At 51.8% G+C, this 15,748-nt stretch carries 12 protein-coding genes and 1 tRNA gene; 4 read left to right on the top strand and 9 right to left on the bottom strand.

What is annotated here, in order from left to right:
• Positions 1–700: 700 nt before the first annotated feature.
• Positions 701–2,008 (bottom strand): ATP-binding protein, encoded by a 1,308-nt coding sequence (locus WNY38_RS01545; protein WP_342855550.1) that lies wholly within the window; start codon positions 2,006–2,008, stop codon positions 701–703.
• 72 nt (positions 2,009–2,080) lie between these two features.
• Here WNY38_RS01545 and WNY38_RS01540 point away from each other — a divergent pair, with 72 nt between their 5' ends.
• From WNY38_RS01540 to yghU, 3 genes are all read left to right on the top strand, one after another.
• Complete coding sequence (locus tag WNY38_RS01540) at positions 2,081–2,989, top strand: MBL fold metallo-hydrolase (protein WP_342855549.1); 909 nt, start codon at positions 2,081–2,083, stop codon at positions 2,987–2,989.
• Positions 2,990–3,057: 68 nt separating this feature from the next.
• A tRNA-Asn gene (locus WNY38_RS01535) sits at positions 3,058–3,132 on the top strand.
• 246 nt (positions 3,133–3,378) lie between these two features.
• The gene (gene yghU / locus WNY38_RS01530) at positions 3,379–4,242 is read left to right on the top strand and encodes a glutathione-dependent disulfide-bond oxidoreductase (RefSeq protein WP_342855548.1); all 864 of its coding nucleotides are present in this window, start codon (positions 3,379–3,381) and stop codon (positions 4,240–4,242) included.
• A 138-nt stretch (positions 4,243–4,380) separates the two neighbouring features.
• Here the strand turns inward: yghU and WNY38_RS01525 are convergent, their stop codons facing one another.
• The 6 genes from WNY38_RS01525 to WNY38_RS01500 all read right to left on the bottom strand — a co-directional run bounded on the left by WNY38_RS01525 (position 4,381) and on the right by WNY38_RS01500 (position 12,195).
• Positions 4,381–6,048 carry an electron transfer flavoprotein-ubiquinone oxidoreductase gene (locus WNY38_RS01525; RefSeq protein ID WP_342855547.1) on the bottom strand — a complete coding sequence of 556 codons (1,668 nt, stop codon included), beginning with the start codon at positions 6,046–6,048 and terminating at the stop codon, positions 4,381–4,383.
• Between the two features lie 3 nt (positions 6,049–6,051).
• Positions 6,052–6,936 (bottom strand): formyltetrahydrofolate deformylase, encoded by an 885-nt coding sequence (gene purU, locus WNY38_RS01520; RefSeq protein WP_342855546.1) that lies wholly within the window; start codon positions 6,934–6,936, stop codon positions 6,052–6,054.
• Between the two features lie 15 nt (positions 6,937–6,951).
• Positions 6,952–7,869, bottom strand: coding sequence for a bifunctional methylenetetrahydrofolate dehydrogenase/methenyltetrahydrofolate cyclohydrolase FolD (gene folD / locus WNY38_RS01515; protein WP_342855545.1), 918 nt, complete (start codon positions 7,867–7,869; stop codon positions 6,952–6,954).
• Positions 7,866–8,789 carry an FAD-binding protein gene (locus WNY38_RS01510; RefSeq protein ID WP_342855544.1) on the bottom strand — a complete coding sequence of 308 codons (924 nt, stop codon included), beginning with the start codon at positions 8,787–8,789 and terminating at the stop codon, positions 7,866–7,868. The genes folD and WNY38_RS01510 overlap by 4 nt, the downstream gene beginning before the upstream one ends.
• The gene (locus tag WNY38_RS01505; protein ID WP_342855543.1) at positions 8,789–9,547 is read right to left on the bottom strand and encodes an electron transfer flavoprotein subunit beta/FixA family protein; all 759 of its coding nucleotides are present in this window, start codon (positions 9,545–9,547) and stop codon (positions 8,789–8,791) included. The genes WNY38_RS01510 and WNY38_RS01505 overlap by 1 nt, the downstream gene beginning before the upstream one ends.
• 212 nt (positions 9,548–9,759) lie before the next feature.
• Positions 9,760–12,195: an FAD-dependent oxidoreductase gene (locus WNY38_RS01500; RefSeq protein ID WP_342855542.1), complete on the bottom strand. Its 2,436-nt coding sequence runs from the start codon at positions 12,193–12,195 to the stop codon at positions 9,760–9,762.
• Positions 12,196–12,526: 331 nt separating this feature from the next.
• Between WNY38_RS01500 and WNY38_RS01495 the strand changes: the two genes are divergently transcribed.
• Complete coding sequence (locus WNY38_RS01495; RefSeq protein WP_342855541.1) at positions 12,527–13,537, top strand: LysR family transcriptional regulator; 1,011 nt, start codon at positions 12,527–12,529, stop codon at positions 13,535–13,537.
• A 108-nt stretch (positions 13,538–13,645) separates the two neighbouring features.
• Here the strand turns inward: WNY38_RS01495 and WNY38_RS01490 are convergent, their stop codons facing one another.
• Both WNY38_RS01490 and WNY38_RS01485 read right to left on the bottom strand, forming a co-directional pair.
• Complete coding sequence (locus WNY38_RS01490; protein ID WP_342855808.1) at positions 13,646–14,899, bottom strand: ABC transporter permease; 1,254 nt, start codon at positions 14,897–14,899, stop codon at positions 13,646–13,648.
• Positions 14,900–14,910: 11 nt separating this feature from the next.
• Complete coding sequence (locus tag WNY38_RS01485; protein WP_342855540.1) at positions 14,911–15,711, bottom strand: ABC transporter ATP-binding protein; 801 nt, start codon at positions 15,709–15,711, stop codon at positions 14,911–14,913.
• Positions 15,712–15,748: the final 37 nt, after the last annotated feature.

Raw genomic sequence — 15,748 nt, 5'->3', positions numbered from 1 at the left:
TCTTGCGTAAATCGCCGCGGTTCACCTCTGTCGAGGGAGAATATCGATGAAGCAGACTGAGTGAAGACGGACTAACCTAGCCTAGCAGTATAGAACTGGCGAAGCGTAATATTAAAAATGGTTGCAGTTGAACCGAGCGAGCGGTTTAGTTTTACATTTTCTGCACCGCTTTCCAGTTTTGCAACCGAGCCTTATGAGTATGCGGTATGGAACATAGACTACAATCCATTTGTTGCGAGTTATACCGCGCATTGGTCGCCCTAGGATCAGTCAATCGCGTCCACAGGGGGGCAGCATAACAGGCCATGTGACAGCTCTAGACGGACATTATAACTCAGACGACCCAGAACCAGAACTTTTGGTAAATTATTCTTTTAATGTGATGGTCGTCTGATGCGTTTCATGTTTACAAATATCCTTGCGACAACACGTAAGTTCGATTTTGAAGTCACAATCAACACAAAAACTGAAGTGGCTAAAGTACTGTCAGAGTATCCCTTTTCGTGATCTTTAACCTTTTTAAAGCCACCATCTTCTGCTGACTAAATTGCTTTTCCAGTATAGCTTGTCACTTGGGCTCTGGCTCGGAGGAGCGTGACCCGTTGAGGAGCAAAGGCTTCACTTACAATTTGCCACGGTGAATCAATCTTTCGGCGTTTGGATACCCTAGTTTTGATACCCTAATTGTTGAAACTTTCCGCTAGCGCGCGATCACGATTTCAGCTTTCAATCCACCAAGTCTTGCACTGCGGCCAAGTCGCAAAATACCACCATGTTTGCGCGCTATATCTGTTGCGATGGCTAAACCAAGCCCAACCCCAGAGCCACGATTTTGATTGCGTGCTGCATCCAATCGCACAAAAGGCTGCAATGCTTTCTCACGATCTGAAGCATCAATGCCTGGCCCATCATCTTCGACACGAAACACCACGGATCGCTCAAGGATGGTCAATGACACATGTGCACATTTTCCGTATCTCAATGCGTTCGAAATTAAGTTGTCTAGTGCGCGTGCCAGAGCATCAGGGCGTGCAGAAATCACGTGATCTCCAAGCTCAAGCCCTTCACAGGTGATCGTCCCGCCAGACCGCTTTGAGCGCTCATATGCGCCCATCAAAATTGAAACGGGATTGACTTTTTGAGGCGCATCCAAAGCATCCGCACGCGTAAAGGCTAAAAAATCATCCAAAAGCCGTTCCATTTCAGACAAATCTTCTTGCAGCGCGTTGATGTCCTCCGCCAAGCTTGGGTCAGCCTCTAAAAGAGACAGGCTGAGCCGCATACGCGTAAGCGGCGTGCGCAGATCGTGGGACACACCGGACAAGATCAAAGTGCGTTGCTCAATATGCCGTTCAATCCGTGCACGCATATCGACAAATGCCGCCCCTGCGGCACGAACTTCCAATGCACCAGCCAGTCTATAGGGCTCATTGCGCCCGCGCCCAAAGGCTTCGGCGGCACGTGCCAGCCTGCGAATGGGACGCAGTTGATTTCGCAAAAACGTCGCCGCGACGACCGCCATGATAACGCTGGTCATAAGGGTCACAAGAATGAGTTGATGCGGATTTTTGGCAGATGCTCTCTCACGTGGCACTTGGATTTCAATGTGTTGACCATTGAGATGTAATCCCAAAATAACACTGCGGCTGTTTGATTTTAAATCAACACCTTCAATGCCTTGTATATCAGAATACAAAATCCTTGAAATCAAAATACCTGAAAAATCATACCACGCGCGACGATCGATAACAGGCGTAGAGTCATCAATGGCGCGAGTCATGAACCCAAGACGCTGATCCAAATCATGTACTATAACCGACAGGTCTTGTTCAGGGGCCTCTTGCAGCGCATCGACATAAAATGAGACATCAGCGCGCACCCCCCGCATCAATTGATCCGTCACATCGCTAAAATAACGTTGTGAAAAGGCCACCAAAACCACAAGTTGCAAAACAACAATTGGCACCAGCAAGATGAGCACAGCACGGCCATAAAGACCACGCGGCATGTATTTTTTTAGCCATGCAAATATCATAAGCTATTGGTAGCTGTGCCAAACAAGCTTGCAAAGAGGAAACACATGATGGAACGACCTGAAACCGTGAGTACCCTTGCGTCGGGCCTTATCCGGGTGATCGCGCCAAACCCATCGCCGATGACCTATTGGGGTACCAACAGTTATATCTTGGGCACAGGTGACACGCGCGTTCTTATTGATCCGGGCCCCAAGGACACACAACACACACACGCCCTGTTAAGCGCCCTGCCCCAAGGCACATCAATTTCGCATATCTTGGTGACACACGCCCATAAGGATCACAGCGGCGGCGCGCAGGATCTCAAACAGACGACAGGCGCGCCGGTGTTGGCCTTTGGTGATGCTGTGTCAGGGCGCTCTGAAGTGATGACCGATCTCGCAGCGACCACGCAAATGGGCGGTGGCGAAGGTCTGGACATGACATTTAAACCCGATGTGCTGCTTGATGATGGGCAACAGATTGAGACACCTGCAGGGCCAATTACCGCATTGCACACGCCGGGGCACATGGGCAATCACCTATGCTTTGCTTGGAACGACGGCCTGTTCAGTGGCGACCTGATTATGGGGTGGTCCAGCTCACTCATTTCCCCACCTGACGGCGACGCCGCTGCGTTTCGTGCCAGTTGCCAAAAGCTGATGATGCGCTTGGATGGCCCGCTTTATCCTGGCCACGGCGCACCGGTTGAGACCGGCCATTCGCGCATTACCGCACTGCTTGAGCATCGTGCAAAGCGCGAACATCAAATCTTACAGGCCCTCGCGCTTAAACCGTTGGGATTGCAAGACATCACCCTAGCGGTCTACGGCGATCTTAGTCCCTTTACACTCAAAGCGGCTGCGCGCAACACATTGGCACATCTTATTGATCTCAAAGAACAATCAAAGGTTGAAGCGACGCCAAACCTGCGTGAAACAGCTATTTTTTCTCTAGCAGTGACCAAAGTTTAAAAAAAGTGAGATTTTGTCATAAATCCCTCTTGCAGCCCCCAATTCTCATAGCTATACAGCCCACACATTCCGGCGTAGCTCAGCGGTAGAGCAGTTGACTGTTAATCAATTGGCCGTAGGTTCGATCCCTACCGCCGGAGCCAAAAATTCCAAGGGGTTAGCTGATTTCAGCTAGCCCCTTTTGGCTTTTGAAAATCCTCTGAGGAGAACGCTGGGGGAACAGCGAGTAAACTTTTAACTTGCCTCTTCAATTCTGATCACGGTTTACGCCCCTCACTGCTCGCTGAATTGTGAACACATGCCGCGATATTGGGGCTGGCGATTTGACGCACAAGACACACATCTGCATAGCTGAGTGGAACGCAATTTTTTCCCCAAGAGGACATGATATGACATATACACCCCCTAAAGTTTGGACTTGGGACGCCGAGAGCGGCGGCAAGTTCGCCAGCATCAACCGCCCCATCGCAGGGCCGACCTTTGACAAAGACCGGCAAGTTGGCAAACACCCGCATCAGCTCTATTCACTTGCAACGCCCAATGGCGTCAAAGTCAGCATCATGTTCGAGGAACTGCTGGCAGCGGGTTTTACCGACGCAGAATACGACGCATGGTTGATCAACATCCAAGAGGGCGATCAGTTCTCTTCTGGCTTTGTTGAGGTGAACCCGAACTCAAAGATCCCTGCCCTGTTTGACGAAACCAACGGCGTGCGCATTTTCGAATCCGGCGCGATTTTGCTCTATCTGGCTGAAAAATTCGGGGCCTTCTTGCCAACTGATCCAAAGGGCCGGACCGAGACCTTGAACTGGCTGTTCTGGCTGCAAGGCTCGGCCCCTTATCTTGGCGGTGGTTTTGGCCACTTCTACGCCTATGCGCCCGAAAAATTCGAATACCCGATCAACCGTTTTGCAATGGAAACGAAACGCCAGTTGGACGTGTTGGACCGACGTTTGAATGAAAGCAAATATCTGGGCGGGGAAGACTATTCCATCGCCGATATCGCGACATTCCCTTGGTACGGTGCGCTGGTGCAGAATATCGTGTATGAAGCGGCAGAATTCCTCGACGTGGCGTCATACAAAAACGTCAATCGCTGGGTCGCAGACATCGCAGCCCGCCCTGCTGTGATCCGCGGCAAGATGGTGAACAAAGCTTGGGGCGACGAAGACCTGCAACTGCGCGAACGCCATGATGCAAGCGATTTTGACACCCAAACATGGGATAAAATCAAACCAGCAGACGCAGAATAGATACTTCACGATGCCAAGCCTTTGCAACGGCTTGGCATCGTCCTCTGCGCCTCACAGCCAACGGTGATGTGACAAAGCCTGGGCTGAATACTGCCAATATCAACAGGCCACTCGTAACACTTTTATTCGAAAAAAAAATCACATGTTGGGATAGTTTGGCCCATCCCCGCCTTGTGGCGTGGTCCATGTGATGTTCTGGCTTGGGTCTTTGATATCGCAGGTTTTGCAATGCACGCAGTTTTGGAAGTTGATCACAAATTCCGGCACGCCTGCTTTTTCGACAACTTCATAGACACCTGCAGGGCAATAGCGTTGCGCTGGCTCGGCATATTTGGCCAAATTGACTTCGATCGGCACAGAAGAATCGGCCAACTTCAAATGGCACGGCTGGCTTTCTTCATGGTTCGTCGCAGCAAAGCTAACATTGGTCAGACGATCAAAGCTAAGAATGCCATCGGGTTTTGCATAGGTGATCTCGGCAAAATTTTTCGCCTCGCCTGTCGCTTGCGCATCGTTTTTGCCGTGCTTCATGGTGCCAAACAAAGACAGGCCGAACAATTCGTTCGTCCACATGTCCAAGCCGCCGAACGCTAACGAGCACATCATGCCCCATTTGGCCCACATAGGTTTGACATTGCGGACTTTTTTCAAATCACTGCCGATATCGCCATCGCGCACGGCGGTCTCGTAATCCGCCAGCTCATCGCCTTCGCGGCCTTCAGAAATGGCCAAGGCCGCAGCTTCGGCCGCAGCAATCCCAGACAGCATCGCATTGTGGTTGCCCTTAATGCGCGGCACGTTGACCATACCCGCAGAACAGCCCAACAAAACACCGCCCGGGAAAGTCAGTTTGGGCAAGGACTGCAAGCCCCCTTCCGAGATCGCACGCGCGCCGTAAGCTACGCGTTTGCCGCCCTTGAGCAGATCAGCCACAACGGGGTGATGTTTGAAGCGCTGGAATTCCATGTAAGGCGACAGGTACGGGTTCTCATAATTGAGATGCACCACAAAGCCCACGTAAACTTGATTGTTTTCAATGTGGTAAATGAAAGACCCGCCACCAGCATTGCTGCCCAAAGGCCAACCCATCGTGTGTTGAACGGTGCCTTCTTTGTGCTTGGCGGGGTCGATTTCCCAGATTTCTTTCATGCCAAGGCCGAACTTTTGTGGCGCGTGCCCGTCTGACAAATTGAACTTATCCATCACGATTTTAGACAGAGATCCGCGCACGCCCTCGCCCAGCAAAACATATTTGCCGCGCAATTCCATGCCCGCCTCATAGTTGGCACCAATGCTGCCATCGGATTCGCGGCCAAATTCGCCAGCAACGACACCCGCAACGCGGTCGCCTTCCATGACCAATTCAGAAGCGGCCATACCGGGGAAGATTTCAACGCCCAAGGCTTCGGCTTGCTCGGCCAACCAACGACACACATTGCCCATAGAGACAATGTAGTTGCCGTGGTTGGACATCAATTTTGGCATCGGCCAATTCGGGATGCGCACAGAGCTTTTTTCAGTCAAAAACAAGAAATGATCTTCAGCGACAGCTGTCTTGATCGGCGCTGATTTTTCTTTCCAATCAGGGATCAAGCGATCCAACCCGATGGGATCAAGAACAGCACCAGACAGGATATGAGCACCAACTTCGGAGCCCTTTTCCAGCACCACGACCTCAAGATTTGGATCGAGCTGCTTCAACCGGATCGCAGCAGACAGGCCCGACGGCCCCGCCCCCACGATCACGACATCATAGTCCATGCTTTCGCGCGCAGGAGCGTCAATATCATTGCTTGTTTGCGACATGGTTTAGCCCATTCTTTCAGACGAGTAGCTGCCCGGTGACGCAGACACGACTACGGTTTTATTGCCGTTCAAGAACACACGGTGGTTTGCGTGCGCATGGATGGCGCGGGACAGAACTTGCGCTTCGACATCGCGGCCAAGGGACACATAGTCTTCGGGGCTTTGTGCGTGGGTGATGCGCACAACGTCTTGTTCAATGATCGGGCCTTCATCAAGATCAGCCGTCACATAGTGAGACGTCGCACCGATGAGTTTCACGCCGCGAGCAAAGGCTTGTTTGTAAGGGTTTGCACCTTTGAAAGATGGCAAGAACGAGTGGTGGATGTTGATGATACGGCCAGACATTTTGGTGCACATCGCGTCTGACAAGATTTGCATATAGCGCGCCAAAACGATCAACTCAGCACCTGACTCTTCAACCACGTTCATGATCGCAGCTTCGGCTTCTGGTTTGTTTTCTTTGGTGACTTTGATGCAATGGAATGGCAGGTCGTTGTTCACAACAACCTTTTGGTAATCCATGTGGTTTGAAATCACGGCCACGATTTCAATAGGCAAAGCGCCGATTTTCACACGGTACAGAATGTCGTTCAGACAATGGCCAAAACGGCTGACCATGATCACGACTTTCATTTTGATGCTTTCGTCGTGGAAGGCAAATTGCATGTCAAAAGGCTTAGCAACAGCAGCGAATTCAGCTTCTAGATCGCTTTGCAGCACGCCTTCTTGCGAAGAAAAGCTGATGCGCATGAAGAACTGGTTGGTGTCCAAATCGTCGTATTGCGAGCTGTCTGTGATGTTGCAGCCGTGATCAGACAAGAACGTCGCGATGGCTGCAACGATGCCGCGGCTGGTAGTACAGGTCACGGTGAGGCAATGGTTTGTCATAGTCGTATTTCCTTTTCAAGCGCCCAAAAGCACTGGTTCAGGGAGGGAATTAAGGTTGCAACACGCACTAAGAGTGTTGACCAAGAGACAAGCGATGGTCATTGGGCCGACGCCACCAGGCACAGGGGTGATTGCGCCCGCGACCTCTTTGGCCGCGTCGAAATCGACGTCGCCCACAAGTTTGGTTTTAACCGTGCCGTCGTCTTTAAAGCCATTTTCAGGCGCGGGGACACGGTTGATGCCCACATCGATCACGGTCGCACCAGGTTTGATCCAATCGGCTTTCACCAAGCCAGGCACACCGGCAGCGACGACAATAATGTCGGACATCCGCGCAAGCTCAGGGATATTGGTTGATGATTTATGCGACACAATCACCGTACAATCCGCGTTCAACAACAGGCGCCCCATGGGTTTGCCCACGATGTTGGAATGACCGATAACCAGCGCGGTTTTGCCCCGCAAATCAGGATAAATCTGTGCCAACATCATCATGCAACCGCGCGGCGTACAAGGCACAATCGCGTCCTGCCCGGTGCCGACCATACCGACATTGGTGGTGTGAAAGCCGTCGACGTCTTTATGCGGATGGATCGCGTTGATCACGAGCTTGCTATCAAGATGCGCAGGCAATGGAAGTTGCACCAAAATGCCGTGCACCTCAGGATCTGTATTGAGCCGTTCAATCAGGCCCATCAGTTCTTTTTCAGAGGTGTCCACAGACAGGCGGAATTCAAAGGAATTCATGCCCGCCTCGATGGTTTGCTTGCCCTTGGAACGCACATAGACTTCAGACGCCGGATCGCTGCCAACAAGGACAACAGCCAAGCCCGGGGTGATCCCGTGCTCGGCTTTAAGCTGTGCGACGGCGTCTTTTACAGTCCCACGCACCGTTGATGCGAGTGCCTTACCGTCGATGAGCTGTGCTGTCATTTGAGCTGCTCCGTCAAAGCGGGAACAGCCTCGAACAGGTCAGCGACCAAACCGTAGTCTGCCACCTGGAAAATCGGCGCCTCTGAATCGCTGTTGATCGCGACGATCACTTTGGAATCTTTCATGCCAGCCAAGTGTTGGATAGCCCCAGAAATACCACAAGCGATGTACAGATCAGGGGCGACAACTTTACCCGTTTGACCGACCTGCATGTCGTTGGCCGCAAAGCCACTGTCCACAGCCGCACGAGACGCGCCAACGGCACCGCCAAGTGTATCTGCAAGCGCAGAGATGATCGCAAAACTTTCCTCAGAGCCAACACCACGTCCACCTGAGACAACAACACCCGCAGATGTCAGTTCAGGACGGTCACTTGTGACAACGCGGTCTTCAACCCAGCGAGAGCTTTCTACGCCTTCGGCTGCATCGATCACTTCAACCCCAGCAGCTCCGCCGTCAGTCACAGCTTCAAAGCCAGCTGTACGTACAGTCATCACTTTGATCGCGTCTGTTGAGGTCACAGTTTGGATCGCATTGCCCGCATAAATAGGCCGTTGGAATGTGTCCGCGCTGTCCACGGCAATCACATCAGTGATCACCATCACGTCGAGCAAAGCCGCCAAGCGTGGGAAGGTCGCTTTGGCTGATGTGGTCGCAGGGGCTGCGATATGGGTGTAGTTTGGTGCTAGTGTTTGCAGCAGCTTGGCGCAGGCTTCTGGCATTTGGTGGCCGTATTCAGCCCCTTCAACGTGAAGTACCTTTTCAACGCCAGCCAATGCAGCGAGTGATGCAGGATCAACACCTTCGCCTGCGGCCAAGATTGTCACAGGACCCAGCGATGACACAGCCACCAAGGCTTTGGATGTTGCATCAATAGAAATTTGCGAGCCGGAAATTTCGGCGACGAGAAGAACGGACATTATACCACTCCTGCTTCTTTAAGTTTGGCCTTGAGCTCTTCAACAGAACCGACGATTTCGCCTGCCGCGCGGGCGGCTGGCTCGACCGTTTTCACAACAGTCAAACGAGGCGTAATATCCACGCCGTAATCTGCTGCTGTGGTTGCTGCGAGTGGCTTTTTCTTGGCTTTCATGATGTTTGGCAGTGACGCGTAGCGCGGCTCGTTGAGGCGCAAATCGCAGGTCACAATCGCAGGCATGTTCACGTCAACAACCTGTAGACCGCCATCAACTTCGCGGGTCACACGGGCAACACCATCGGTGATTTCCAGATCAGACGCAGAAGTCGCCTGCCCCCAGCCGAGCAAAGCCGCCAGCATCTGGCCGGTTGCGTTCATGTCGTTGTCGATGGCTTGCTTGCCCGCCAAAATCAAATCGGGTGCCTCGGCCTCAGAAACTTTCGCCAAAAGCTTGGCAACGGCCAAAGGTTCGATATCGGTGTGTACGTCGTCTGCTGCCTCAATCAAAATCGCGCGGTCAGCCCCCATAGCCAAGGCAGTCCGCAGCACGTCTTCGGATTTTTTCACGCCGATCGTGACCACAACAACTTCAGTCGCGACGCCTTTTTCTTTCAAGCGGATGGCTTCTTCAACTGCGATCTCGTCGAACGGATTGATCGACATCTTTACGTTCGTAAGTTCAACACTGCTTTCATCTGCCTTCACGCGGACTTTCACATTGTAGTCAATGACGCGTTTTACCGGCACTAAAATTTTCATCACATCGTTCCTTGAGAGATTAAGGGAGATTAAGTTCATTCAATATGCGCCTATAGCGCGCGCTGATCGCGTATCGGGATCTAAACCAGCAACGCCGATTGAATGTCCGTCGCCGCTGGTTCGACCCGCGATGCACAAGGGGTCCATGCACCGCAGATCAACTTGTTCTAGCTTCTGAGGACCAGCCGTAAAGCCGATCACTCAGATGCTATTTAGCCCCGCATCAGAGCGTAGGATGGATCGTAAGGTGACATTTCAATCACTTCCGCGCCAACCATATCGCCGAGCAGGTCGAGTTCCATCTTGGTGCCAACGGCTGCCAGTTCTGGTTTCACGAAGGCGTAAGCAAGGTTCATGCCAACGCGGTGACCATAGTCGCCAGATGTGATCGTTCCGACCACTTTTCCGTCAAGCATCAGCGAGCCACCAGGAATGGCTGGTGCATGTGTCGCGTCGATCTTGAAACAGGCCAACTTAGCTGTAAGACCAGCTTCTTGGCGTTTGACCAAGGCCTCTTTACCGATAAAATCGCCTTTTTCAACTTTGATAAAACGATCCAATGAGGTCTCGAAGGGGTCAAACTCAGTCAGCAAGTCTGCTTTCCAGTGCATGAAGCCTTTTTCCATCCGCATGGAGTCAACAGCGCGTGCCCCAAACAGACCAAGACCGTGTTCTTTACCTGCTGCACGCAAAGCAAGATACACAGCGTAAAGTGATGCGTTTGGTACGTGGATCTCGTAAGCAAGCTCACCTGAGAAGCTGACGCCAAGGACAGTCACAGGTGAGAAGCCGATGAAAGCTTCACGCACTGACAACCACTTGAAGCCTTCTTTAGACCAATCGCCGCGGCTTGTTGCTTCAAGCACTTTACGCGCTTTTGGCCCAGCCAACACAAGAATAGTCTGGTCGTTTGTCAGGCTCTTGATTTGAACGTCCTCGTCGGCGTTCAGGTGCTTTTGCAACCAGTCCATATCGTGGAATTCAGCCGCAGCGGCAGACCCGAACCAAGCGCGCTGTGGGCCGCGGTCAGAGGCTGGAATGTTCGCGATTGTCGCCTCGCCTTTGACCATACCGTGGTGGTTCAGCATGTAGCCCAAGCCAACGCGGCCGTCTTTTTTGGTGACGTTGCCACAGAACATACGGTCCAAGAACGCGTGACGATCTGCACCGGTGATCTCGAAGCGGTTGAAACCGTTGACTTCACACAGGCCGACGTTTTCTTGCACGTTTTTGACTTCAGCTGCGACGATGTCGAAGGTCTCGTCGAACAGGAAGTTCAAAGCAGGGTGAAAATCAGGTGTTGGCTTGATGTAATCCATGCGCTCCCAGCCGTTCACAACAGTGAATTCCGCGCCTTCAGCAGCCAAGATTGGCGTCAAAGGTGTTGTTTTCGCTGGACGACCTGCGGGGCGGTGCTCATGTGGGAAGTGGAAACGGAATTCGTTTTGGTAATCTTCGATAGATTTCAACGCGGTCAATTCAACGTTGGTGTGACCTGTGAAACGACGTGGGTCGATGCACCATGTGTCGAACTCAGCCTCGCCGTGAACGATTTGTTGCGCAAGCATCAAACCGTGGCCACCGCCCTCACCAAGACCCGCACGCAGACCGATGATACAGAAAGCGTTGCGTTTGCCAGGGATCGGACCAACAAGTGGCGCGCCGTCGATGGTGTACGTAATAGGTCCGTTCACAATCGCGCGGATACCGGTTTCTTCCAAAGCTGGCATACGCTCGAATGCACCAGCAAGAACGTCCATGACGCGGTCAAGATCGTCTGGGCAAAGCGCGTTGACAAAGTTCGGGTCGATCCCGTCCATGCCCCAAGTTTTACAATCTTGCTCGTAGAAACCAACCAAAAGGCCGTTCTTTTCTTGGCGGCAGTAGTAGTCAGAGATTGGGCAACGCAGAAGCGGCATACGCTTGTCTGATTCAACGATCGCAGGGATGTCTTCAGTCAAAAAGTACTGGTGCTCCATAGATGCAACGGGGTGGTGAACACCCATCATTTTGCCCACTTCGTTCACGCGGTAGCCACAGGCGTTGACAACGATTTCACAATCGATATCGCCATGTTCTGTGTGTACTGTCCATGTGTCATCTTTGTGCTGCGTCAGGGCAGTCACAGGTGTGTTGCGGTACACTTCTGCGCCAGCTTTACGGGCACGACGCGCAAGCGCTTGGCAGAGCTGCGCAGGGTCGATATCGCCGTCAGACGCGTCCCAAAGGCCGCCGAGCAGGTTGTCAGTCGAAATCAAAGGGTGGCGACGCGCACATTCTTCGGCGTCAAGCACTTCGAAATCAACGCCCATGCCGCGCGCCATAGAGGCAAAGTGGCGGTAGCCTTGCATTTGCTCTTCGGTGTTGGCCAAGCGAATGCCACCGTCGCCGTGGTGATAACCAACAGGGTAATCAGCGTCTGCTGCCAGCTCTTGATACAGTTTGATCGAGTGGCTTTTCAGGCCAACCATGGTTTGGTTTCCACCAAAGTTTGTCACCTGAGCCGCAGAGTGCCATGTCGTGCCAGATGTCAATTCGTTACGTTCGACCAATACAACATCGGTCCAACCTTCTTGTGTAAGGTGGTAGAGCGTGGAACAGCCAGCAATGCCCCCACCAATAACAACAACGCGTGTTTGAGTTTTCATATCGATCTCACTTTTAATTTTGGATTTGTATCTTCTAAACCTGAGCGTGAAGTCACGGTCAATCGTTCAAACTTAAGTTCAGAAAAACAGAACGCACCACTTTAAAATACAGAACCAACTTCTGTAAAAATACTGCCCAAAAACATATCAAAAAGGCCAAGAACTCGTGATATTATTCAAAAATAAAGACTTTTACGCATAAAAGCTCCGAATTGTTAGCGCCCAAAATTTCAGCGAAATGAAAACGCCTGGCGCTGATCAGGTTCACAAAAAAGCCACTTCGATCCAGTATTAAATTTGATTCCGAACGGGCCAAAGGTTACGATAAGACATGACAGATACCTTAAGCACATCCTCCATACTCAATGACTTTCCAGACCGCCTGACTTTACGGGGGTTACGGGTTTTCATTGCTTTGGAAAACACAAAATCGGTTGCTGAAGCCGCGAAAAATCTAGGCTTGAGCAAATCAAACGTATCGCAGCAAATCACGACGATGGAACAGAACCTCGGCACACTTTTGTTTGACCGCAAGCAAAAGCCCATTTCACTTACGCCTGCTGGCCAAGTGCTTAGCTTGCACGCCCACCGCGTGGTCGCGATGCTTTTGGCGGCCGAAGCCTCACTAGGGGAATTTACCGTCGCAAGCCTACCGGTTCTGAACTGTGCGATCATTGACGATCTTGATGCGTCTTTGACGCCCTTGATGGCCACTTCGCTGCAGACGCAGCTTCCCCGCAGCTTTATCAATACGTTTTCAGGAAGATCAGATCACGTGACTGCCCGCTTAGAGGCGCGTGAAGCTGACATTGCTGTCACGGCCACCATCCCAACAAACACAATCAAGTTTCAAGTCCAACAGCTGTGTCGCGAGCAATTTGTCTTGGTGACGGCGCGTGGCGTGTATCAACCCACAAACGATTGGCGCAGCGCATTGCGTGCCTTGCCATGGGTGCAATATTCCGAAGCTATGCCTATGGGTCAATTGGTTGCAACCCATCTCAAACGCTTGGGGTTTGATGCGCCGCGGCGCTTTTCGTTCGAAACAAGCCGGTCAGTGATCGCCACCGTCGCACGCACCGGTGGTTGGACTCTGGCAACGCCTTTGAGCATTTTAGATGCCAGTCGGTTTCGCGGGCTGGTGGATATCCACCCCCTACCCTTTGCCAATATTTCGCGCCAAATCTATCTGGTCAATCGCATAAACGAACTTGGCGCCTTGCCAGAAGTTTTGGCCAAGCAGTTGCGTGATTTTCTTCAAAATGAATTGTTCCCCGAGTTTACCAAAACGGCTTCCAATATCTCGCAATCGCTCGATGTGTTCAGCGAAACGGTCATCTGATGAGGGCACGACGATGTGACACTGAACGGAACACCTAAAATTTAAAAAACCACCGTTTGCGCAAGGCAAACGGTGGTTTTTTTTGTTTTGAGTATGATCTTGAAAAGCTTAGCTGCGGCCTTTCCATGGGACCAACCAGTTTTCAGCTTTGCGCATCAAGATATCGATGCCAAAACCGATCAGGCCAATCACAATAATCCCCATCAATACGATGTCTGTCGATTGGAACTTGGACGCGGTGACGATCATTTTACCGATCCCTTTTTCCGCGGCGACCAGTTCAGCGGCAACAACAGTGCCCCAGCAAACACCCATGGCAACCCGCGCACCGGTAAAGATTTCTGGCAGCGAGTTTGGCACCACAACATGGCGTAGGATTTGCCATTTGCTGGCCCCCAAAGAATAGGCGGCCTGCACTTTGGTGATATTGACCCCAGACACACCAGCACGGGCGGCGATGATCATCACCCAAAGAGCAGCAAGGAACAGCAGAACAATCTTACCCTGCTCCCCGATGCCGAACCAAATGATCACAAGCGGGATTAAGGCAAGCGGCGGAACCGGACGCATGAACTCGACGATCGGATCAAACCAACCGCGGGCCCAACCGGACAGGCCCATGGCATAGCCCAGCGGAATACCCACAAGCGAGCCAAGCACAAAGCCAGCAATAACACGCCACAAAGACCAACCAATATGTGAAAACAAAGACACGTTTTGGTAGCCATCGGTTGCAATTTCAAAGAAACGCGCGGCAACAGCTTCTGGTGCTGGAAGCCAAATAGGCTCCATCTGCCAGCCAGGGTTTGGTGAAAAGTTCAACGACCCTTTGCCTGTCATCGTGACTTCACCGTTCGGCACTTTGACTGTTTTACCCGGGGTGATCGCTTTGCCTTCGATGGCAGTGATCGATGCATCATCCCCATCATTGGCTTGCGCACGGATAAGGACTGAACGCCATGCCGCCACGGTGGCAGAATCGTTTTGTGCAAAGTCTGTTGAGGCACCAACTTCAGGCGCGCTAACATCTTCACCAGCTTTGTGAACCAAAACATCAACAATAGCGTCCGCCGTGTCGCCACTTGGACCGGTCGATGTGTAGGTGAAACTGGTGTTGCCCATAAAGGGACCAGGCATATGGATCGGAACCAATTTGGACCCTGTAAAAGCACCCCAAACCAAGAACACAGCAATGACCGAAATAATGGATGCCACGCGGTCCGCAGTGACAGCACTTTCGTCACCAAAGGTCACGGTTTTCAAAGACGTGTAATCAGTGGCTTTTCCCAAAGCCGCACGGATCACCTTGGCTAAGAAAAATGCACCAGAAAACAAGCCAGCATAAATTGCGAGTACGATAATACCAGACATATCTAGTGATCTCCCCCGCCCATAATTTCTTCTTCCATTTCCCAAATCATTTCGAGAATTTCCTTTTTGGTCTCGCCAAACGCAGGGTCATCTTTGACCACGCGCAGATCGGCCCCAACGGCTCGCTCTGCAAACGGAAGACGGTATTCTTTAAAGATGCGACCTGGACGTGGTGCCATCACCAATAGGCGTTCGCCCAACAAAAGCGCCTCATCAACAGAGTGGGTGATCAAGATGATGGTTTTGCCAGTCTTCTTCCAAAGGTCTAAAACCAAACCTTGCATTTTTTCACGGGTCAAAGCGTCAAGTGCGCCAAGCGGTTCGTCCATCAAAATCACATCAGGATCGTTGGCCAAACACCGTGCCAGCGCGACGCGCTGCTGCATCCCGCCTGAAAGCTCATAAACAGCTTTGTCTTTGAAGTCGCGCAAGCCCACTGTATCAAGCAGGTTTTCCACGATTGTGTTGCGTTCCGTTTCAGGCATTTTCTTCATCCGCGGACCGAACTCAACGTTTTCGCGAACGCTCATCCATTCGAACAGTGCGCCTTGTTGAAACACCATTCCGCGTTCAGCGCTTGGGCCCGTGACGGTCTTGCCGCCCAGAGTAACCACGCCGTCAGTCGCAGCAAGAAAACCGGCTAAGATATTCAAAAGTGTTGACTTTCCGCAACCCGACGGGCCTAAAACAGAAAGAAGCTCACCTTTTTCTAAGTTCAAGGAAACGTTTTGCAAAGCTTGCACATGAGAGCCATCCGGCAACTCGAAACGCATGGAAATGTCATTAATTTGTAGAGCACCCACGAGGTTCTCCTTTTTCATACACTTTTTCGGAACACAT

It is taken from the genome of Pacificibacter sp. AS14 (genome assembly GCF_038899935.1).
Classification (GTDB): Bacteria; Pseudomonadota; Alphaproteobacteria; order Rhodobacterales; family Rhodobacteraceae; genus Celeribacter.
The sequence above is the reverse complement of the archived record's forward strand: the minus strand, read 5'-3'. Positions and strand labels throughout refer to the sequence as shown.

Excerpts from the sequence above, each read along its gene's own strand:
- WNY38_RS01545 (WP_342855550.1), bottom strand. The coding sequence starts at position 2,008 with ATGCCGCGTGGTCTTTATGGCCGTGCTGTGCTCATCTTGCTGGTGCCA.
- WNY38_RS01540 (WP_342855549.1), top strand. The coding sequence starts at position 2,081 with ATGATGGAACGACCTGAAACCGTGAGTACCCTTGCGTCGGGCCTTATC.
- yghU (WP_342855548.1), top strand. The coding sequence starts at position 3,379 with ATGACATATACACCCCCTAAAGTTTGGACTTGGGACGCCGAGAGCGGC.
- WNY38_RS01525 (WP_342855547.1), bottom strand. The coding sequence starts at position 6,048 with ATGTCGCAAACAAGCAATGATATTGACGCTCCTGCGCGCGAAAGCATG.
- purU (WP_342855546.1), bottom strand. The coding sequence starts at position 6,936 with ATGACAAACCATTGCCTCACCGTGACCTGTACTACCAGCCGCGGCATC.
- folD (WP_342855545.1), bottom strand. The coding sequence starts at position 7,869 with ATGACAGCACAGCTCATCGACGGTAAGGCACTCGCATCAACGGTGCGT.
- WNY38_RS01510 (WP_342855544.1), bottom strand. The coding sequence starts at position 8,789 with ATGTCCGTTCTTCTCGTCGCCGAAATTTCCGGCTCGCAAATTTCTATT.
- WNY38_RS01505 (WP_342855543.1), bottom strand. The coding sequence starts at position 9,547 with ATGAAAATTTTAGTGCCGGTAAAACGCGTCATTGACTACAATGTGAAA.
- WNY38_RS01500 (WP_342855542.1), bottom strand. The coding sequence starts at position 12,195 with ATGAAAACTCAAACACGCGTTGTTGTTATTGGTGGGGGCATTGCTGGC.
- WNY38_RS01495 (WP_342855541.1), top strand. The coding sequence starts at position 12,527 with ATGACAGATACCTTAAGCACATCCTCCATACTCAATGACTTTCCAGAC.